This is a genomic window from Microbulbifer maximicatervae (SeqCode) (assembly GCF_052466985.1).
The window spans coordinates 1,470,082-1,492,426 of sequence record NZ_CP174298.1; the positions used below are offsets into that span (position 1 = coordinate 1,470,082).

The 22,345-nt window shown below is 51.1% G+C and carries 11 protein-coding genes; 4 read left to right on the forward strand and 7 right to left on the reverse strand.

What is annotated here, in order from left to right:
- Nucleotides 1-5 precede the first annotated feature (5 nt).
- Complete coding sequence (locus ACJJI3_RS06465; protein WP_444941903.1) at nt 6-1,484, reverse strand: DNA recombination protein RmuC; 1,479 nt, start codon at nt 1,482-1,484, stop codon at nt 6-8.
- A 155-nt stretch (nt 1,485-1,639) separates the two neighbouring features.
- Here ACJJI3_RS06465 and murI point away from each other — a divergent pair, with 155 nt between their 5' ends.
- The 3 genes from murI (at nt 1,640) to ACJJI3_RS06480 (ending at nt 8,726) form a co-directional block, all read left to right on the forward strand.
- A complete protein-coding gene (murI, locus tag ACJJI3_RS06470) occupies nt 1,640-2,473 on the forward strand; it encodes a glutamate racemase (protein ID WP_444941904.1) in 834 nt (277 codons plus the stop codon).
- 98 nt (nt 2,474-2,571) lie between these two features.
- Entirely contained in the window at nt 2,572-5,271 is a 2,700-nt protein-coding gene (locus ACJJI3_RS06475) for a PD-(D/E)XK nuclease family protein (protein WP_444941905.1), read from the forward strand.
- On the forward strand, nt 5,268-8,726 hold the full coding sequence (locus tag ACJJI3_RS06480; RefSeq protein WP_444941906.1) for a UvrD-helicase domain-containing protein: 3,459 nt from the start codon (nt 5,268-5,270) through the stop codon (nt 8,724-8,726). Before ACJJI3_RS06475 ends, ACJJI3_RS06480 begins: the two co-directional genes overlap by 4 nt.
- Before the next feature lie 268 nt (nt 8,727-8,994).
- Here ACJJI3_RS06480 and ACJJI3_RS06485 read toward each other — a convergent pair whose 3' ends face one another.
- Nucleotides 8,995-9,684, reverse strand: coding sequence for an endonuclease NucS domain-containing protein (locus tag ACJJI3_RS06485; protein ID WP_444941907.1), 690 nt, complete (start codon nt 9,682-9,684; stop codon nt 8,995-8,997).
- Between the two features lie 181 nt (nt 9,685-9,865).
- Nucleotides 9,866-10,375 carry a hypothetical protein gene (locus tag ACJJI3_RS06490; protein ID WP_444941908.1) on the reverse strand — a complete coding sequence of 170 codons (510 nt, stop codon included), beginning with the start codon at nt 10,373-10,375 and terminating at the stop codon, nt 9,866-9,868.
- A gap of 692 nt (nt 10,376-11,067) precedes the next feature.
- Between ACJJI3_RS06490 and csrA the strand changes: the two genes are divergently transcribed.
- The gene (gene csrA / locus ACJJI3_RS06495; RefSeq protein WP_444941909.1) at nt 11,068-11,247 is read left to right on the forward strand and encodes a carbon storage regulator CsrA; all 180 of its coding nucleotides are present in this window, start codon (nt 11,068-11,070) and stop codon (nt 11,245-11,247) included.
- A 1,201-nt stretch (nt 11,248-12,448) separates the two neighbouring features.
- On the opposite strand, the gene ACJJI3_RS06500 is transcribed toward csrA, so the two are convergent.
- The 4 genes from ACJJI3_RS06500 to ACJJI3_RS06515 are packed head-to-tail and all read right to left on the reverse strand — an operon-like array spanning nt 12,449 to nt 22,342.
- Complete coding sequence (locus tag ACJJI3_RS06500) at nt 12,449-14,557, reverse strand: DEAD/DEAH box helicase (RefSeq protein ID WP_444941910.1); 2,109 nt, start codon at nt 14,555-14,557, stop codon at nt 12,449-12,451.
- Entirely contained in the window at nt 14,554-15,873 is a 1,320-nt protein-coding gene (gene brxD, locus ACJJI3_RS06505; protein WP_444941911.1) for a BREX system ATP-binding protein BrxD, read from the reverse strand. The genes ACJJI3_RS06500 and brxD overlap by 4 nt, the downstream gene beginning before the upstream one ends.
- Before the next feature lie 26 nt (nt 15,874-15,899).
- On the reverse strand, nt 15,900-18,662 hold the full coding sequence (pglZ, locus tag ACJJI3_RS06510) for a BREX-2 system phosphatase PglZ (RefSeq protein ID WP_444941912.1): 2,763 nt from the start codon (nt 18,660-18,662) through the stop codon (nt 15,900-15,902).
- Between the two features lie 5 nt (nt 18,663-18,667).
- On the reverse strand, nt 18,668-22,342 hold the full coding sequence (locus ACJJI3_RS06515) for a DUF6079 family protein (protein ID WP_444941913.1): 3,675 nt from the start codon (nt 22,340-22,342) through the stop codon (nt 18,668-18,670).
- Nucleotides 22,343-22,345: the final 3 nt, after the last annotated feature.

A 22,345-nucleotide genomic window follows, 5' to 3' on the forward strand; every position in this document is an offset into this window, starting at 1 on the left:
GGGAATTAGTCTTCCGCAGCAACTCCCTCTTCCTGAGGAAGCGCCATTTGTCCTGAATCCTCAGCCCTGTCACGGAGCTGGGCGGATATTTGTTTACGGGTTTTAGCACCAAGCTTACGCAGACTATCAATACGCTTCACCGCATTACCACGCCCTGTCGCCAGTCGCTTGTAGGTCTGCTGGTAGGCGTCATCCGCTTGGCGCAGGCGGTCACCAAGAACATCCAGTGACTCCAGCACCATAGCAAACTGATCGTGCAGCTTGCCGGCTTCGTCGGCGATTTTTTCCGCGTTCTTGTTTTGTTTCTCATAGCGCCAGATATTCTCGACGGTGCGGAGGGTCGCCATCAGGCTGGTGGGGCTCACCAGGACAATTTGCTTCTCATACGCGAAACGGAACAGGTCCGGGTCCGCCTGCATAGCCAACATATACGCAGCTTCAATGGGCACGAAAATAAAGACGAAATCCAGGGTGCGCACACCCTCCAGCTGCTCGTAGGCTTTCTTGTTAAGGCCGGTGATATGGGCGCGCAGGGAATTCACATGCTGTTTCAGGGCTTGGGTGCGCTCCTCATCGGTTTCCGCCGAGCTGTAGCGCTCGTAATCCACCAGGGAGACCTTCGAATCGATAATCAGGTCTTTGTTTTCCGGCAGGCGCACAATCACATCCGGCTGGCGCCTGCGGCCATCACTCGTCAGCGTTACTTGCGTTTCGTATTCGCGACCCTTCTGCAAGCCGGACTCCTCCAGCAAGCGCTCCAGCACCACTTCACCCCAGTTACCCTGAATCTTGCGGTCACCTTTTAGGGCCGAAGTCAGGTTCAAGGCCTCATCACTGATGCGCTGGGTTTGCTCGCGCAACGCTTTAATCTGCCCCAGCAGGCTGTTGCGCTCAGCATTTTCGCGATCATAGACATGCTCCACCCGCTTGCGGAAATCCCCCAGCTGGCGCTCCAGCGGATCGAGACTTTTGCGCAGGCTGTCTTCACTGCGGCGCACGAAGCTCTGCTGCTTCTCTTCAAAAATCCGGTTGGCCAGATTCTCGAACTGCTCACCCATGGCAATACGCATTTGCTCCATCAGCTTGCGCTGCTCCGCCAGGGCCGCCTCCCCTTTTTCTACCAACACTTGGCTTCTCGTGAGCTGTTGCAGCTTATCCGCCAGCTCGGTACGCAGGGATTCCACCTCAACCCCAAGCTGGGACTCCCGCTCGCGGCTGCTTTCGATACGCGCCTGAGCCACCTGCAAAGCGGCTTCGCTTTGCAATAAAGCGCGGCGGCTACTGGCTCGCGCCAACCAAAACACCAAGCCCAACAGAAACAAGATGGCAACAGCCGCCATCACCGCGTGATCGGCATTCAATTGCAGCGGGAACGCTGGCATAGAGTGGTACTCCCAGACCTGGAAAGAGATGGATAAATCAGGATTTTGCCAGGGGCCTCGCCCGCTGGCCTGCCCGGGATACCACCCAGGCGAAGGCGCCATTCTACCAGCTTGCCCCTGGAAAGTACCCCGCGCCAGCCCGCCCGATAACCTCAGTATCAAGGGATAGGTTTGCGCCCGAGAAGACCCAGCGGGAATTTTTACGGGGTTTTAGGTATTCTTGGAGGATTGGTTTCGATGTTGGTACTCCAGAACGCATGCACAAACACAGCGCCCACCCAGATAGCCCAGCCCCCAGCGCCCTGATCTTTGATTCCGGCGTGGGTGCCATCAGCATTGCGCGGGAGATTCGCCGCCTGATGCCGGGCCTGACCTTGCACCTGGGTGTGGACAACGGCTTTTATCCCTACGGCAATAAAAGCGAAGAAGAGCTGCGCCCCCGGATCGTCCAGCAGGCCCAAGCCATGATGGAACACTGCGAGGCCGACATCTTAGTGGTGGGCTGCAATACTGCCAGCACCCTCGCCCTGCCCCAGCTGCGCGAATCCCTGAAGAAACCGGTAGTGGGCGTTGTACCCGCGGTGAAACCCGCCGCTGCCGCCAGCCATTCCCGCACCATTGCCCTGATTGCCACCGAAGGCACCGTCAATCGCCGCTACACCCGCGAGCTGATCGAGCAATTTGCCAACGGCAACCGGGTAATTAATGTGCCCGCACCGGAGTTGGTGCATCTGGCGGAAAGCAAACTGCGCGGCGAAGCCATCACCGCAGAAGATTTGGAGCCGGTATTACACCGCATCTTCCATACCGCGGGCGGCGACCAAGTGGATATTGCCGTTTTGGCCTGCACCCACTTCCCCCTGCTGCGGGAAGAACTCGACCAATTCGCCCCGCGCTCAATCCAATGGCTGGATTCCGGCGAAGCCATCGCCCGGCGAGTGCGCTGGTGGCTGGAAGAACTCGAGCTGATGCTGCCGGATGCGCCAAACACTGGCCGCCTGATCACCAGCACTGTGGACTTAACCGGTAATATCGAACAGGCCTTCCGCGAGTTCGCCCCAGTTGCCGAACCCCTCGAATCCAACCCTTAGGATCATCAAAATAGTGACAACTGCTCGTCAAGGTTGACAGTTCCGTCACAAACCGCGACCGTTCCCCGAATAACAAGCCCTAACCGGTACCCGAATTCATGCTGAAGCCGGCATTTCCCGCTCTCGAAATATTTGCGCAGCTGCCCCCCGGAGGACTGCTGCTCACCCCCAACAACCGTCTGCGCAACCGCTGCCAACAGGTGTTTGCCGCGCAGCAGTCGCCCGGTGCCTGCTGGATGCCGCCGCCGGTGGAATCACTGCGCAGTTGGCTGGACAAACTCTGGTTCCAGCTGCAACAACGCAACTGGCAACCCGCCTTGCAACAAGTATTGAATCGCGAGCAACGGCAATTACTCTGGCAGCGTGCCCTGGACGAATCCCTGGATCGGCAACTGCTCAACAGCCAGCAACTGTGCCGGGATGCCGATAGCGCCCTGGCGCAGCTGCTCCAATGGCAGCTGATTTCCGATCTCTCGCAAATAGATGAAGCGCTAACTCCCCTACTGGAACAGTTCGCACTCTCTATGCGTAGCGACGAACTGCCGCTGTGCGCCATGATCAAGGCCTTTGCCACTGAACTTCAGGCCCACAGCGCCATCACGCCAGACCAGCGCGATCAATTGATCCTGCGCGCATTCCAAGAAGGCATTCTGGAACCCGTCGCGCAAATTGATACCGCCGGCTTTGCCCAGATTTCGCCCCTCGCCAATGCCCTGATTCACGCAGGTGCCGCAGCCGTTAATGAAAGACCGGGAATCACCCAGCAGAGTGAATTATCCGTAGTCGCCTGCGCCAATTTGGATGAAGAACTCTATCAGGCAGCCCTTTGGGCCGGGCAGAAACTCGCCGAAAACCCCGGCCACAGCATCGGCATAGTGGTGAATAATCTGGGCCAGTGCCGCACCCAGGTGGAAGCGGTATTTTCCCGCGTGCTCGAACCCCAATACCTGGACCCGCAGCAACCGCGCTACACACAGCCGTTTAACTTCTCCGCCGGTACACCCCTGGCACAGACACCGGTCGGCAGCGCCGCCTTACAATTGCTATCGCTACTGCAAGACGAATGGGATTACCCCCAATTGCAAAATATCCTGTTCAGCCCCTTCTGGGGTGACAACAGTGAAACCTGGCTGCGCAGCGCCCTGTTCCGCCGCCTACAAAAACTGGAACTTCGCCGTATCGACGGCGCAACCCTGCGCTACTGGGCCGAGCGCAGCGCAGAAGTCCTCCACTTGGAATCACCGCAACTGCCCCGCCAGCTGGAACAAATGGCCGAGCGCGCCCGCCGCTGGCAGCGAGCCCCCGCAGAAGTTTGGGCCGCGCGTTTTTCCGAAACACTTAGCGCATTAAATTGGCCCGGCAACCGCAACCCGGACAGCCAGGAATACCAGCAACTGATGCAATGGGAGTCCATCCTGGAAGAGTTCGCCGCACTCAGTGCCTGCGGTGGCAACCTTACCCTCACCCAGGCCCTGCAATTGCTGCGTCAGATTGCCAGCCGCACCCCCTTCCAAGCGGAAACCCGCGATGGCCCCCTGCAAATTCTCGGGGTATTGGAAGCCGGCGGCCTCGCTTTCGATCACCTGCGCCTGGTCGGCTTCGGCCAACAACAATGGCCGCCGGCACCGGCGCCCAATCCGCTGCTGCCAATTCAATGGCAAAAACACTGGAAGATGCCCCGCGCCAGTGCCGAGCGGGAATTGGAACTGGCCCGCGAACTCACCGCCGACCTGCAGAATGCCAGCGGCGATATCGTCGTAAGTTACACCTGCGAAGAAGATGGTGTGCAGCAGGGCCTCAGCAGCTTGTTTGAAAGCCCGCGACAAGCCCAGCACTTTGCCAAAGGCGCCCTGCACAATCACTACAGCCAACTGGCGCAAGCCTGTCAGCTGGAAAAAATCGAAGACAAAAAGCTACCGCCACTCACCCCCGCCGAATGCGAACGGGTGCGCGGCGGTGCCTCGGTGCTCAAGGCCCAGGCCCTGTCCCCATTAAATGCGCAGTTGCGCTTCCGCCTCGGCGCCAGCAGTTTTACCCGACCGGATATCGGCCTCGGCCCCGCCGAGCGCGGCAATGTGGTGCACCAGGTGCTGGCGGAATTCTGGCAACAGTGCGGCACCCTCGCACAACTGCAAGCTATGGACGACGAGCAACGCCAAGTGAAAATCGAACGCGCAGTGGAGCGCTCCCTCGGCAGTGTGCGCAAAAAATACAATCACCTGCCGATCGGATTTTGGGCCATGGAAAAGCAGCGCCTGGAGCGCCTGCTGCAACAATGGCTGTCCGTGGAACTGGACAGGCCCAATTTCTCCGTAGAAAAAGTGGAATGGGAACAGGCCGTGGAAATCGGCGGACTGCACTTTAACCTGCGCCTGGACCGACTGGACCAACTCGCCAGCGGCGAGCAACTGGTAATCGATTACAAAACCGGCGTCCCCAGTATTCGCGACTGGCTTACCCAGCGCATCCGCGAACCCCAGCTGCCACTCTACGCCCTATTCCAACCGGACGCCCACGCCATCGCCTTCGGCCAGGTGCGCAACGGCGACTGCAAATGGAATGGCTGCGGAGATCTGGAGCACCCCATCACCGGCATTAAAGCCGTGGGCGATACTGAAAAAGAATCCCCTTACGGTACCTGGAGCAATCTGGTGGAGCACTGGCGCTACAGCCTGGAATCCCTCGCCACCGAATATCGCAGTGGTGTAGCCACCCTCGCCTTTGATCGCTCCACCGATAACAACAGTGAACTCTGGCCCCTAAACCGTTGGCCGGAAAGGGAGCAAATAACCGAATGAACGAAGTCGTGACCACTCCCGCCCTGCGCCGCCCCATCGATGCCGACGCCCGCAGCCAAGCCCTGGATATCAGCCGCAGCTTTGCCGTGTCTGCCCCGGCGGGCTCTGGTAAAACCGGCCTGCTCACCCAGCGCGTATTAAAGTTGCTCGCCGCCTGCCAGCAACCGGAAGAAGTGCTGGCCATTACCTTCACCCGCAAAGCCGCCGGTGAAATGCGCGAACGCCTGATCGATGCCCTGCACAGCGCCCGCGACCAAGCCCGGCCAGACAACCCCCACGATGCCATCACCTGGGATTTAGCCCGCGCCCTGCTGGAGCGGGATCGCGAACTGGAATGGGAACTGCTGCAAACACCTCAGCGCCTGCGCATTCAAACCATCGACGGCCTCTGCCGCAGCCTCGCCAGCCAACTGCCGATCGAAAGTGGCCTGGGTGCACCGGGCGAACCCCTGGAGCGCACCCAAATCGCCTTTGAGCTAGCAGTGGTGAACCTGCTCAAGCACCTCGATGGCGAAACCCCAGACGCAGACCTACAGCAACTACTGCTCCACCTGGACAACGACCTGGGCCAGCTCAATAAACTGCTGCGTATTTTGTTGGACAAGCGCGAACAATGGCTCGGCCCACTATTGAGCGTCAACTTTGACGGCGCCCAGGATTATTTTCATTTTGTTATCGACGAACTGGTAGCAGAAAAGCTGCAAGACCTTACCACAGCCCTCGGCAGCTACGCCGGGGAACTGCTGGAGCTGGCCAGTTATGCAGGCAGCAACTTACAAAAGGAAAACCCCAGCCACGGCCTGTGCCTCTTCGCCGAACTGGACGATTTTCCCAGCACAGACAGCAGCGGCCTACCCGCCTGGCTCGCCCTCGGCAGCCTGCTCCTCACCACCACTGGTGATCTGCGCAAAGGCGGCGGCATCAATAAAAAACTCGGCTTTGGCCTGCCGGATAAAAAAGATCCCGAGCGCCCCATCGCCGAAGAATACAAACAGCGCATGAAAGACCTGCTGGCAGAACTGTCCGGCAACGAACCGCTGCTCTCGGCCCTGCGGGAAGTGGGCAAGCTCCCCAGCGGACTGCAACAGAGCCAATGGCAACTGCTGCAAGGGCTCGCCCAGGTACTGCCCAAGTTAGTCGCAGAATTAAAGCTGGTCTTCCAACAGCTGGGCGCCACCGACTATACCGAAGTGGCCCAGGCCGCACTGATCGCCCTGGGCGATAGCGATAACCCCACAGACCTGGCCCTGAAACTGGACCTGCAAACCCAGCATATTCTGGTGGACGAGTTCCAGGACACCTCCCACACCCAGCTACAACTGCTGGAAAAACTCACTGCCGGCTGGCAGCAGGGAGACGGCCGCACCCTATTTATTGTCGGCGACGGCATGCAATCCTGTTACGGCTTCCGCAATGCCAACGTGGGTATTTTCCTGGATGCGCGCGAACGCGGTATCGGTGAAGTGCCCCTGGAAACCCTCGACCTCCAGGTAAATTTCCGCTCCGAAAGCGCAGTGGTGAACTGGGTCAACGAGACTTTCCAAAGGGCCTTCCCGCAAGCAGACAATATCGGTCGCGGCGCCGTGCGCTATCTGCAATCCGAAGCTTTTAAAGGCAGCAAATGGGCCGAGCCCTCGGTGAATTTCTACGGCTGCATTGATGACGAAGACCGCAACCGCGAAGCCACTCAAGCGGTTGAACTGGTGCAGCAATTACAAGCGCAAGATCCGGAGAGCCGCATCGCTATTCTGGTGCGCAAGAAAAAACATCTACAAAAGATTTTGCCGGCCCTAAGTACTGCCAATGTCGCCTTCCAGGCCCCAGAGCTGGCGCCGCTCGCCAGTAAAATGGTGGTGTTGGATTTACTCAGCCTCACCCGCGCCCTGCTCGACCCCAGCGACCGAATCAGCTGGCTGGCCGTACTCCGCGCCCCCTGGTGCGGACTGCAACTACCAGACCTTTACACCCTGGCCAACTGGGGCAATGGGGATATCACCGTAACCGACACCAGCGCGCGCCCCTTATTAATGGCCTTGCAGGAAGTGGACGATATCGCCCTGCTCAGCGACGAAGGGCGCACCCGCCTGGCCCAAGTGGCCCCCAAACTGCTGCACGCCTGGCAACAGCGCGGGCGCAAACCCCTACGCACCTGGATTGAAGGCCTCTGGCTGGAACTGGGCGGCCCCGCCACCGTAGCGCAAAAATCTGATCTGAATAATGTGCAGGATTTTCTGCAATTATTAGAAGCCTTCGATACCGGCGGAGCCATTACCGACTGGCAACAGTTCACACTGGCCCTGGAACAGCTCTACGCCCGCCCCGCCCAGGATGCCAAAGTACAGGTGATGACCATTCACAAATCCAAAGGGCTGGAGTTCGAACACGTACTGATCCCAGGCCTGGACCAAGGCGGTAAACCCGGCAGTGATCAACTGCTGCGCTGGAGCGAATGGCTCAACCGCGAAGGCGAAAGCCGCTTCCTCCTCGCCCCCAAAAATGAACGCGGCGGCCGCGACCCGGTTTTTGAATACCTGAAGCACGACAACAGCGAACGCGAACGCCTGGAAGGCACCCGCCTGCTGTATGTAGGCTGCACCCGCGCCATCCGCTCGCTGCATCTTTTGGCCTGCATCAACCGGGATGAAAAAAAGGGCCACCTAAAAGCCCCCGGCAGCGCCGCCCTACTCGCAGGTATCTGGCCCAGTGTTTTGCACCACCAGGAAAGCGATTGGTGCCACTGGCTGGAAGCAGAAGAACCCCTGCTAAACCAGGACGAAGCCAGCAGAGATCACGACTACCTACTGCGCCTGCCCAACCAATGGCAACCCCAAGCCATGCCCCGGCAGGAATGGCTGGCCCAATACCGCATGCCAGACTACCAACCCAAAACCGAGGAAGAAGACAATATTCCCGAACTGGGCCAGGTAGCCCTGCGCTGGTTAAAACACGCCGGCACCGTAGCCCACGAAACCCTCGCCACCATTGCCGAGACCAATATCAGCGACTGGACACCCAGCAAACTGGAAGCCCAACGCCCCCTATGGCAACTGCGCCTGAAACAATTGGGGCTATCCGCCACCAACCTGGACCGCGCCGCCGAGAAAGTGGAAATCGCCGTACGCAACAGCCTCAGCTGCCCCACCGGCCGTTGGCTATTGGATGGCTCACTAAGGGAATCTGCCTGCGAGCTTGAACTCCACAGCGGTGGCCGGCAGTTACGACGCTCCATTGTGGACCGCACCTTTATCGATAACGAAGGCACCCGCTGGATTGTCGACTACAAAACGGCTGAACCCAGTGGTGAGGAAAGCCAGGAAGAGTTTATTGCGGCTCAGCTGGAGCAGTATCGGAATCAGTTGGAGAATTACCGCAAGCTCTTTTATGCGCGGGGAGAGCGGAATATTCGGTGTGCGCTGTATTTTCCGTTGATGCAGAGGTTGGTGGAGTTGGATTAAGGTAGGTTCGGATTTGTAGAAAGAGGTGCCGGCCGTTTTAAGAGTGTGACAGGGCTAGGCGGTGACAACAACAATCTTAATAGCCGGCGCCCAATTCCTAAATTAATTGAACTTACGGCTCACCTCCAACAAGTTTACTGTTATTTGCTCATAGGCATAAGGCCAAGAATTTCGTAGTAAGCTCTACACCTCGACAGATAAGCGGAATAGAGATCGAGAAAATAGAAAACCACCCAACAGACTCTTCCACCTTTAAAATACACCTTTGTTATTCTCTTATTTCACTTGCTTCATTAAGATGAAACTGAACATTGTATTCGTAAAGGCTTATTCCAGGGATTATTGAAGCTGCATAGCGTAATTTTTCACCAGCTTTCTTGGCAACAATAACACCATAAATTTCTTTTCCTTTTCCAATGGTACTTTTTACCCAGCCCATATATCTTGCCGCTTGACCTACCACTTGATCAGACCCTACATCTCGCTTTAACTCAAAGACATAAAAATTTCCATTATCATCGACACCTAGTATGTCAATAAAACCTACCGATGTGGGATACTCAATACCATCTCTTCCAGTTTGATCAACAAATAGACGGAGTCGATTTCCATTTACTCGTAAAGATTCAATATTATCTGCAAGAAAGTCACGAAGTTGCTTTTCAAGGCCAAATGTTTGATCCTCCACAGATGCTGCATTACTCTCTGAATCAGCTAGAACGGCAGATAAAGCCTCAGAATCTATATCTTCGCCAGGCGGAAAAAGTCGAACCTCTGTTTCATTTTCATCAAAACTCCAGCCATTTCTTTTAAGACCAGAAAGTAACTGTCGAGAAGTATTAGATGTAGGGTGCATTCCGGCTGGTACAAAATCAGGGTTTTGTCGCAGCCATTCCTTCATCGGATGAACGCCCAATCCACCGTCATTCAGCGCATTTACAATTATAAATCGTGCCATGTATAAACCTTTCTAAAATAACTTAATCCTACAATACTCAATTACAAAGCCCTAAAGCTCTGAAATCCAGATTTACCAACTCCACCACTACTATTTATTTGAAAAAGCGGTTTATAAATTCAAGTAAAATTTAATAACGCATGCAAAACAATCAATATTGCTTACACTTCCATTAGGACTTTCACCTACAATTTGTACGTACTGATTCATCCGTTAATGTAGTTTTACAATTAATCTTGTTTTGTTGGTTTTCAGACCACGCAGACCAAAGAGCTGCAACTGCAGAATCCTGTGCTGCATTAGCCTGTTGTTGTTGAGTTCTAATTGATTGCAATTGAAGTGCAAACTGCAAGTCTTTATCTAAATTAGCATGAGATGATTGTCGATTTAGGGAAATATTATATGTTCCTGTTGCACTACCACACAGTTTAATAGGATCAACAATCGAAATTGCCCCACTAACCCACTGAGCCTGAAATCCCTTAACAAGATAACATCCCTCGGAATCTACATACCTTTCCAAAGCATCAGGATTATAAACAACAGAAATAGGAGTCATCCCATAGGGCTTCTCCGTACCTATTTCCGTTATATAAGCACCCTCCGGCTGAGAAAAAATGACCATAGTTGCTTGGGTCGAACAGCCACAAAGAATAGACAACAGCGAAATTATATAAATTGTTTTTATCACACCAAGCCTCCGTGTTTTTTTAGAAACTTCTATCTAAGCTCTTGATCACAGCTTAAGTCGCACTGCAAATTCTCTCTTGAACAGCACCCTGATTTTACTAAAAAGCTCTTAATGCTCTATAAATTAGGCCTTATCAATTTCTATGCAGCTCTTCACGTAACACATCTAATCATAAAACGAAGACTTCGAAAGCAAAAGATAGGCGCAGAAATAATCTTATTGAAGTTTACTTGGTTTTTCCTCAGATCAAAGTGTCGTAAAATCGATAAACATCTATCAACATTGTGTGCCGTGGTTAAACAGATTTCTAAGAAGCCCACATATAAGAGATGCTCCAAGAATTTTCTAAATGATTTACTCCCTCAACAGGAGAACGACAGCGTGAAGTAAGAATAGAGAGAAGGCGCTGACCCAAGGTGCTGCAACACCAGGGGCCAGCTAACCAAATTGATAAACCGAGTATCAAGATGGCTGTATGCATACTACGCTAGAAACCCGCTCGTCTTCAATAAAGTGGAGCACAATCAGCAGCTTGGAGCAACTCCCCAAGCTCTGGGAGCCTAGCGCCCGCCTTTTCCTATTCTGCGCCCACCGCCCCCGCGCCCCACCCCACTCTTCCATCAAGTATCACTTATCAAGCTTCCCCACCAAGGAATGCCCACCCACAGCTTGAGTATCGCTAGGAAACAAACATGTTGATCCTAAAGCGCCGAACAGGCGAGAACCTAAGAATTGGAACGAATGTCTCGATCACAGTACTGGAAGTAAAGGGAAATCAAGTAAAGATAGGCATCCGCGCCCCCAAATCCCTTCCCGTCCATCGTGAAGAGATCTATGTGCGTATTAAAAGAGAACACAAAATAGGCAATTGAAGGCGTTGAGGATAGATTCTCCAAGGAAGGAGGTCCCATGCTTTCTCTATAGAAGTTTATCTTGATTAGACGGCAAGGTACGTCAATTCTCGATATCGCACTAACGCCAGCAATAAAAGGCCTAAGCTGCAAAGCACTGGAGGGAGTGATTCAGTCGAATTTGGAACGAAAAAGTTATCGCTGAGCTGAGCTTTGTATGATTGTTCTTATCCGATTCTGATACTAAAAATTCCTTTTTACTAACGGATAAATTGAGGCACACCTTCGGCGGCCACCGAAGGCCTTACTTATTACAGTTCGCTGCAGCGCCAATTCGTAAAAGACCGATAAAAAGTGTGAACGCATTAAGCACTCACTTGAAGCTATATCATAACTAATTTGACGTAACTAGCATGCCATATAGAAGAAAGCACGATAAGAGGATAAACAGCAGTCTCACCTAACGATCGAACGGAGATAATTTCCCAACCATCCAAAAGTACGCTCAGCTTTCCAACACCGAGCATATTTCTTGAGTTTTCTACCATCCTGCCTTGAGGATTTTTCCTTTTTCTCCTGCGCGGGCAGATAAGATCAACTCCATGGCTTGGCAGATTATCTCAAAGAGGCTAGAGTCCGCAGCTTTGTCATACACTAAGCGATAAATTTTTGTGTTCTTCTACGTAACATCAAGTACTTGGTGCTCTAACTTTACCTGAGCAGTTGAAGCCGATGTAGTTGTGCCTCCCAGTAGAATATCCTCGTCACCAGCTACCAACATCCACTGTGAACCCTTGTCCCTTGGTTTTCTCTGCGTCAGAGGACCTTTTTTGCTGGTGCAAAACTGCCATCAGAAAAGACTTCCTCCCAATCAAGCAAAGATTTTTTGCTCCAGTTACTCCAGAAATTTTCTCCACGAGTGTAACTAGGCTCCTTGTTCTTCCTTAAATTGAAGCCTTCGCTAGCAAGTACTCGGTGGTGGATAGCGTGAAGGAAAATCTTTCATCGTGGTCCTGAACATAATACCCACAAGATGCCTTCAAAATATTCTCTGCTATCAATGGGTTTTGGGTATCTTTTTTTCGCTTCAGTTCAAGTAGGCAGGGTTTTATCAATTTCCACTGATCATCAGTTAACTCAGGCTTAAATCGGCTCACTACTGCTGACCTTTTTCTATATGGTTGCGTGAGAATGGCTGAAAATAAATCTAATCAAACCCGACTTAACTATCAGTTATTTTTAATACGGACAGTGATCTACCTGAAAACCGTTCAAAATCTCTATCTATGGAATAGCGAGCCAAAATCTCCCGTTCAACTTCCAACTGCGACAAGCACTCTGCGAACTTCAATTCCTGAATAAAATCCTCTTCTAACGACAAGCTAATCGCTTCGCCTCCACCGTTCATCAAGTTTTTAATCTTTCCAACCAGAGATTCTATATCGTATACATGGGAAAAGGTGATACAGAGGTTATCCGATACGATCTTGTCGGCCTCATTTGTTAAAGCTTCTGAAAATGCTGCGTTCAGTAGGCGGCCAGAAAAAGTCCACCAGCTAGCATTACCTTTCTGATCAATAAGTAAGGTGGTTGTATTCTCTTCCAGCCAGCCGAACTCTTCCTGGAGTACTTCTAATAACCCCTGAGACCGGCTCGACAAACCTTGAACTGTACTGCTACCTAACAAGATCTGGGCAATGGCCTGACACATTTCATAGTGCATTGGCTGACCAGCACTTAACCACTGGGAACGACCACGTATATCTGTTGGCTCTACATAAGCTTTCTTTCTAGGCCAATCGATATAATTTGTCTTCCAGCTTTTCCCCCCCAAGGTTAATAAGGCCGGACCTTCATCTTTTACAGCAAAGGTCAGTTGATGTACCTCACCCAGTTCCTGTTTACCATGGAATACTTTCACCATAGGTGGGCTAGTAAACACGGAGAACAAGTCCATAAAATTCTTTTGGCCGAATGCTTTTTCTCCAGTACGGCCAATACCAAGTACACCAGTATCTGAGTGCAATACTCCTGTCGATAGCATGTAATCCAATACCTGTTCTTTATCTTCACTAGCGATGGTCGCAAAGCCTGGCATGGCTCCAACCCACTTTGAAATATCTCGAGCAATCATTCCCTGCTCTTGAAGTGATAAAGCCATAACTTGCTGGGCATAGATATGCATCGGGCGTGGGGGTGGTTCTGTCGGCTCTACGAAAAGTTCTTGCCAAAGCCAGAGCAAAGCCAGGGCACGAAGAAATGCATCTTCTTTGGTTGCGAGAAACAGGCAATTTCGAGAACTCCCAGCCCTTCGCCCAGTACGGCCTATACGCTGGAGAAATGAAGCCACAGTGAATGGTGAATCAATCTGAATCACTCGATCAAGATCACCAACATCAATGCCCAATTCCAAAGTAGAAGTAGCCACAATTACGCAGTCTGAACCCTGAGCAAAGGCCTCTTCAGCCGAACGACGTTCCTCAAGACTAAGGCAGCTATGAGAAACATAGGTAGCTACCCCCAAGCCTCTCAACTCCATCGACAATTCTTCAACACGTGAACGGCTATCAACGAAGACCAATCGTTTTTCTCCGCGATGTAAGCGTGATATTACAATAGCGGCATTGCGCACAGATCCGACCCAGTCAACCTGTACATCCGGCACAGCATTATTTTCTGCCGGGGGGTTAATCACACTACGGTTTGATTCACAGGAGCTGGCCAGCCAATCACATAGTAGCTCAGGGTTGCCCACCGTTGCCGACAAGCCAAGCCGCTGAAGCTCCCTACCCGCAATAACACTGATCCTCTCTAATACCGATAGTAAATGCCAGCCCCGGTCATCACCGGCAAAAGCATGCACTTCGTCAATAATAACACTGCGGACATTTGAGAATAGGCAGTAGTGTTCAATCCGGTTCGATACCAGCATGACCTCTAATGACTCAGGGGTTGCGAGTAAAATATCTGGCGGGTTAGCAATGATCTTTGCCTTGCGGGAAGCACTAATATCACCGTGCCAAACGGCCACACTGCGACCGAGTAACTGCCCGTAGTAACTCAAACGCTGTTCTAAGTTATTGAGCAATGCTTTAATTGGGCAGATATATAAAACACTCAATCCCGTCCAATTCTCTGTCAGCATGCGGGAAAATATGGGAAAACTGGCAGCCTCCGTCTTACCACCCGCAGTAGGCGCAAGCAGTATGGCGTGCTCGCCATTCAAGATAGGCTGAATGGTCGCCTCCTGTAACGGGCGTAAATTGGGCCAGCCTAGGCTATTAACAATATGATGCTGTAGAGCTGGATGGAGCTTATCGAACTCACTCACAGGTCGAGCTCTATATCGTTAACACTGTCTGCTGCTTTACTTGCTCGCTCAACATTGGTCAATTCAGTATCTGAAATAGTCAGTGCATAGTGCTCACGTGGATTAAAGTCATCAAATTGGTCGATCCGATCCAGAACTTCACCCACTAGTTTCTTTAGAAAGATACGCGGCGCGATGCCGATCGCGCCGCCTAGATTACCCGTCACGGCATTGGCAAGATCTACAATATAGCCATTATCCGCCAAGCTATTAATACGCAAGCTGGAATCTCCGTTTTGCGCATAAAGATCTCGTACCTTTCCCCCCACCTCTTCAAGCGAGTCTCTATCAAAGCCCTTCAGGCGGATTTGTACTGCACGCGGGTTGTCAAAGCGTGCATCTGTAGCAAAGTCCACGGAAAGACGCTGTGCCAATGGTGCCAAACGCTGTACGCCCATAGGCCCATCATAAAACGCTGGGGTTCCAGTAATAACTAGATACAAACCAGGAAAACGTCCGCTATCAACTTCATCCATCAGCTGACGCAAAGCATTTAGGCTCTTATCTCGAACATCTCCTCGCATACGCTGCAGAGTCTCTACTTCGTCCAGTACCAGCAGCAGTCCAGGGTGTCCAGAATCTTTTAGAATGGTTAAAACACCCTGCAAAAAACTCAAGGCACCAAAGTGATCAATATCACCTTTAATCTTGGCATAGCGTTTTACAGCGGCAGATATATTCGGCTGCCCTGCCATCCACGCCAATAGCCCATCAGCAATCTCATCTTCACCTTCTAATAAAGCACGGCGATAAGCCCTCAAAGTTAAAGCGAAAGCGGGTGCAGACCTCACCACCTCGCCCAAACGCTTTTCCATCAGGGCATCAGTCGCCTCTACCAGTGCATCAACATCATCGGGATCAATATCCAGTTGAGCCAAAACATCCTCTTCCAAGGTATAAAACCAGGACTCAACTATGTTTCGAAAAGCACCGGAAGGCGTACCCGGTGTAGTCAGACGTTCCATCAAACGCCTGTACACCGTCTCAAGACGATGCAATGGGGTCTCTGTTTCTGATATCTGCACCTCAGCACAGGCAAAACCTAAACGATGAGCCCTCTCCCGCAACCAACGTGAAACAAAGGTTTTACCACTTCCGTACTCACCACGAATAGCCTTGAAAACCGCACCGCCACGAGCCACCTTTTCCAGCTCTTCATCAAAGGCTTTTTCAAATGGCTGCAAACCCACGGCCAATGCATCCAGCCCATACTGCGGCACAGTGCCTCTGCGTAATGCATCGAGGATATCCTGTCTACGCTGCTGGCTAATTGTCATACTCAATCTCGTCGGGTTAATAGTGTCTAAATCTCAAACTGATTTTTCAGCTCACTGACGCTCAATTTAATAGTCTGAGACTCGCGATCTACTGTGAGAATGGGGTAGCCATCCACGTTCAATAACTTCTGTGCCCCTGCCAAAAAACCACGTAAACGCAGCTTAGGAATACCCAGGTGACGCAATACTGCCGCCTCCATCGCCTGTCCTTGCTGCTGTTCAAGCAGGGTAATTAACGCTCGAAGCTGTTCTTCTTTTACCGCCGTGCGGCCCGCTCTCGCTTTTATTTGCTGGTAAACCGTTGAAACAAACAAGGAATCAACCCAACCAGCACCCTGATCAGGGTTTGTTGTAGGTGCATCAACAGGGCTGGCGAACATATCATCCATGACCTCAGCAGCCGCTGCGGCCTTCTTAGATTTTTTAGCTTTTGTACTACCAGCAACCTCCGCTTGCGCGGGGGTGATATAACTGCTCTGGTTTTCATTAACAAAAGATTGAGCATGCCACCATTCAGGTAAATGACGGGGCACTTCAGTCCAGCCGGGTAAAGCTTCAACATGCGCTGAGCTCACAAACACCCCCAAGGGTATTACAAGCTCCTGCAGGCTGGCCCCACCGTGGTAGCCCATATTCTTTGATTTGGTATAACGTAGGCGCTCTGTCCAAGGCATGGTCACCGACTTATCAGCAGTCACGACCCGGTCACCATATACAGCTACTTCGTATTCAGATGGATCAGCAGCAGCTAACTGATAGCGTTCCCCGTTGTCGGATAAAGGCTGCTGGTAAAACGAGTTATGATCTAAAACATGACCATGATCGCTGGTAATCACTACGACCCGACCAGCATCACGTGCCGCTTCCAGTACTTGGCGTAACAGGGTGATATTGTCCAGAGTCCAACCGAAGGAGATCTGTGAACTACTGGAAAGCTGATCATCAATAGCGTTGATTACAACTCCCAGTATTCGATACTCAGTACTCGCTAGTTTCGCCCTCACATCACTATTTAATGCACCGCTACCGGACTGAATGAGATCAGACTTGTGGTACACCGTGGGGGGAAACTTGGGAGAAGCCAGCTTTTTCAGCTCAGGGTAGGCAGCAAAAGCCTTCTTTTCTTCCGGCGCACTGCCCTCCTGCAGAACCCCAGACAACAATGAGCAACGGCTAACCTGAGTCACACTCGGCAAAGCTGCGACAAGACATGGATCGGCCTGATTAGACTCCGCCCGAAGCTCTAACCAGTGATGTTTAACCAAGTCTTCATTTAATTCGCGATAAACCGCCTCACTCATGCCATCCAGCACCAACAACAATACTGGATTTTCCTTAGCAATAGGTGCTATTAATTTCTCAAGAGCAGATTCAACAGGGATAAAGTTATCCGGTAAAGTATCTCCACGTGCAATGCTCGCCATATGTTCGGCAAAAGCTTTATTCTGTGCCTCTCGTTTATCCCCTACCTGCTCTGTGAGCTGATGATAGATTTTGCTTAAATCTTCATGTACATCACCTGCCCAAACAACCGAACGCGCCCAATCAGCGAAACTGCCTTGCTCAATATATTCAGAGATTGCCGCCACTGCATCAACGGATGACTCAGGGGCCTGCTGCAACCACCTCGCCAGACGAATAGCCATTTCGGCACGCTGCATAGTTTCTTGCTGTGAACTAAAGCCAGCCAAAACATGCTGCTTAACCTCAACCAAAGCAGCTTCAGCTAAACCGGCATCACCACCCGCTAAAAAACCACTCAGGGCATGTGCGTAACGACTCAGTCGTTTTTGTAGGCTCGCTGGCAATACCGTTGACAAGCCAATAACCGGAGTTAAATCCAAGCTTGCTAGTATTTGCTCAGCCTTGCCCAGAACGGAATCCATCGCCTGAAAACCCTGCTGGTGCAACAACAGCGTTACCGAATCAACAGCTTCAATGCCAAACTGCTGTAAGAGCCCTTGCTCAAAGGTTTCACCTGCCAGAAAACGCTCTTTAAACACTCCCCGGCTGATATGTAACTGCGTTGTATCGATCATCGATTGCTGTTCGACACCAGGGTAATACATGATGGAACAGGCTAACCCTATAGGTAACAGATCGTCTGCCTGCCCATCTAATAGTAAGGATTTCACCAAGGCACTGGATTTAGGCAAGCCTAGTTTTAGCCAATCATCCAGATTCTCTTTTAAATCCTCCGGTAATTGCTCAACCAAAGCTGCAGCACCATTACCGACAGACCAGCTAAACAGCGACTGTAAATCCAGGGTGGGATCACTGTAGTTCAGGTAAGCCAATGCCAACGCTTTCCAGGCATTCTCCTGATCCAGCACCTCACCAAAGCCGACTTTTCTCTGAAAACTACCTAAACGACCCAGCAAAGCTTTCGCAATCCAACCACCGTTTTTCTTTAGCCTTGGATCGATTTCCCGGACCTTAATAAACTGCTGAAGGTTCTTCCAGGGGCTGATTTGCTGTGGAGACTGCTTCCATAACCGAGCCAGAACATCTTTAGCCAGCTGCACCTCATTGTATTTAGATACAAGCACCAACCGCTCAGATGAAGAAGAAAACTTCACCAACGCTTCTCGCATTGCCAGCTCTGACGGGCAATAAACAAATCGTGTTGGCGTTCCCTTAACCTCATTTATAAACTCGGTAGACTCAAGCTCCTCTGGCCACACCAGAGCCACACAATTTGCCGCTATATCACTTTCATATATAGCCTGCACCTGTGTTTTTATCGGCATAGGTGCATAAGTTTGAGCTACGGTAGAGGCCGTTGACATGGTAATTAACCCTCTACACCAGTAGTTTCAATGATGCTGTAAGAAACTTCGAGCACACAGTCATCGTTCAACTGGCTCTCAATTTCTGCAAACAAAGATTTTGCTTCACTACGGGTCAAACCGAATTTTTTATTCTGTGAAACGACCCTATGCCCTGCTGGGGGTGCAGGTGTTGGAGCCGGTTCAACAGGCTTAGCAGCTTGCAAACGCTTATTAATAATCGCAGTAGCATCAGATTGAGCCTGACGTAAAGCAGGAGCCAATGAAGTGACCAACTCATCAGCAGAAAGCGCATCACACACACGCTTCTTAATTGCTTTACCATCGGCATCATCGCCAGCCCAGACACTCTCAAGCAATTCCCAGTTGTTGTCCTGTATTGCCTGAACCACACTTGCAGCAGAGCTGATGCTCTTAGCCAAAGCTTGTTCGTTATTCACAAACTTAATATCAGCCAGGGCGGAAACTAATTCTGCCCCCTCTTTCCCCTTAAGCTCATTAGCCAGAACCAAAGCATACTCAGCATTTTTCAGTCGATTACTGTTGGGGCTTTGATTCAACTTCCCTAAAACGGTTTTAATTTCCGCAATGAGGTTTTCACAATGCCCATAATGACGATTTACCTCTGCCAACACATCCTTTTGTAAGGCAATTTGATGGTTCGCAGTACGTAAAGAGTTAACTGTCACTCCAAACACAGCACCGGCATTATCAACACCCTTCTTCCATACATCCGGTTCGGCAAGATCCTGTTTCACCAGCACCAGATCATCCCGAATATCCTTGAGGGCTACCTCTTCTTCTCCGCCATAGAGTGTGAAGGCATATTGGCCGTGCTCAGCAAAGACCTTAATTAACAAATTCTGGACTATTTCTGGTAAACCCACTGCGTCAGGGGTATCAATAGCGGACCTAAGGCGTTTAACCGTCACCGGGTCTCCCGCCTGCTCATCTTTTGCTAATGCCCTGGTCAGCTGCATAGGCCAATCATCTTTGAAGATGAAGTGGCGTTCATGCATTTCTCCGAGATTCAATGGCTGGGCAATCGTGCGCATTAAAGATCGTTCCGAACTACTGTCCACGGCAATACGACCGTTGCTGGCATGAATTGCCATCCGTAGCTGGGTGTAAACTTTGGCTAGCTCCCCGAGCTTAACTTCGTTATCAAACTCCGGGTGTTTGGGATATTGAAAGCTCAAGGCCTGAGATAACAAATTCTCAAATGCTTTACCCAAATCACTGCCTACAGGCAGGCTGGGGGTGAATCCTGGCTCTAGTGAGATAACCTGGTTATCCAACGAACCACTATCATCTAGAGAGTTAGGAACTGCCTCAGCCGCACCATAAGCCCCCATCAGATAATCTTTAATACGCTGACGTAGCTGGCTACGCTGATTTTCTAGCAAAGTTTTCGCCTGCGCTCTATCAACGGGGCTTAAATGGCTGCTGAAGGATGAAAAAATATCATCGCTTTTGAGTATGTACTCCAGCTTAACCAACATACCCAGATCGCGCTGCGCATTCTGGCTAAAGAAATAGGGCAACCAACATAAAGTGCGGGCTGTATTACCCAAGGCTTCATATTCCTGAATCCTCGCCTTATCGTCCGCAGGTCCATGGTTGTCTTTGTCAAAAGGAAAGTCGACGATAACCTTCCAGTCATCTCCCCTAGCTTCAAAGACATTATCATCAGAAAGCTCTCGGATATTCTGAAAGAGCACCTCGACAGTTCGGTGAGTTCCACGCCAAAGGAAAGAGTGTTCTTGCTCCTGAAACAGGCCGTCTCTTTCTTTCAGGCCAAAGGCTTCGAAAATTAGTTTTTTAATCAGCTGTTTTCGACTACCTTCACTGTCATGAATAGCCGCATCTTCAATAATACTCTCGGTATCCACCCCCAAAAGCTGTATAGCGATAATCGGGTTAGCGTCATCACTGATCTTAATCTCACCAACACGTCCAGCCCATCTACGGCACTTCTGGAGTACCTGCTGAGCTTCACGGCCAGGGATCGGCGATTTAATCGTACCGTGGTTTAATGCCGCCAGCTTGTTTGCTGTTAAATTCTTAAAGCACTCTACCTCCGGTACCAGTGCCGATAACAACAACGTTTTAACCAAGCGCATATCGTTAATAAAACTACGCTTGGCTGGGTCGTTGTCGTCCACTTCAGACAAAGTGGCATATTGCAGGTTGTGATCTTCCTCCAACAACGGAACCAGTTTACGAGTAAACAAACTCTTCGCATTGTCAAAATGTAAGCGCATTGCTTCTGAGAAAGGCTCAGCCTCGGACCCAATTACGTCATACAAATCACCCACTGGAATACAGTTACCCAACTCCAGAGTGTCACGTTGCTCCACCAACAGCATCAACATTACTTTCAGAGCAGTACGCTCGCGTTGCAGTGCCGAGGATAGAGCTACTAGCGCTTGGACCAGTGCAGGGCTGAAGGGATAGAGTGATCGGAACATATCCCGGTCACCCTGGTTGGTGAGCAGGATAGTGTTCACCTCCTCCTTCATCTTGGCGTCCATCGCATTAAAGGCGTCAGAGATTTGATTTCTCGCTGCCTCACTCACTGGGTTCAAGAGACGCTTCTCGGCAATAACGGGTAAGTTTCGGTCTTCGAGGGTAATGGTGTGAAAGCGGCCATCCCAGTATTTCAGTGAATCACTCAATACCTGCTGTTCTGTACCGGTATATTGATCACCAACAAACTCACGCAGATCTCGCTGACGAGCAATAAAGCTCGCCACCGGCAGAGCTCGTTTAACACTCGCTTCCACCAGCTTAACGACCTTCTGGATATTCCTGGCGATAAAGCGCTGATCTGAAAGATGGCTAGCCAGCCAGAGGATCAACTCATCGAGGAACAACACAACAGCCTCATAACCAAGGGATTTGGCATGCTCTGTCATAATGCGGAGACCTTCATCAAAGTCGACATAGCCGCCGTACTCTGTGTTTGCCATATCCGCCATTGAGCTGAAATAGGTGCCCACCAGATCACCGACCAAACGATCTTTATCTTCCTGACTAGACTGTTCATTAACCACCGCGTCAAAGCTGACAGCATCCCAACCGCTGGAAAGGCTTCCCCAACCATCATCTTCGCTTTCGGCTTGGTCAGCATTTAACCCTTCGAAAAAGGCTGTATCCCCCACCTTCGTACGCATCTGTTTAGCGTCTTCAAACAAACGTTTACTCATGTAAAAACCAGGGACAGGCGCATCAGGGTGAAGGTGTTTTATATGCTCTGCATAACCACCTAGCACGCCCGCCTCAATACTTGCCTTACCAATCATGTGATAAGGCACCAACAGAATATTGGTTTTCTGCAGCCACTCATCATTCTTGCTAACGACGGGTGCTAGTTCATTGATAGCCCTGGCCTGTGGATTCTTCTGCAGTAACAAATGCAGAACCGCCATAAAGTGTGATTTACCAGAACCGAAACTGCCGTGGAGATAAGCCCCTTTCTGCAGGTTTTGATTACCCACCACAGTGCTCTTAATAAAGCTCAAAGCATTGTCGAAGGACTTGGCCAACTGCGGGGTAACAACATACTGCTCTAAAGTTTGACTAACTGCCTCCTCTGCCAGACCGGTAGAGAGGTTTAAAACGAAATCACCGTGCTGAACCTTTTCGGGGATGTCGATAAGTTCTTTAATGAGCGTCATCTA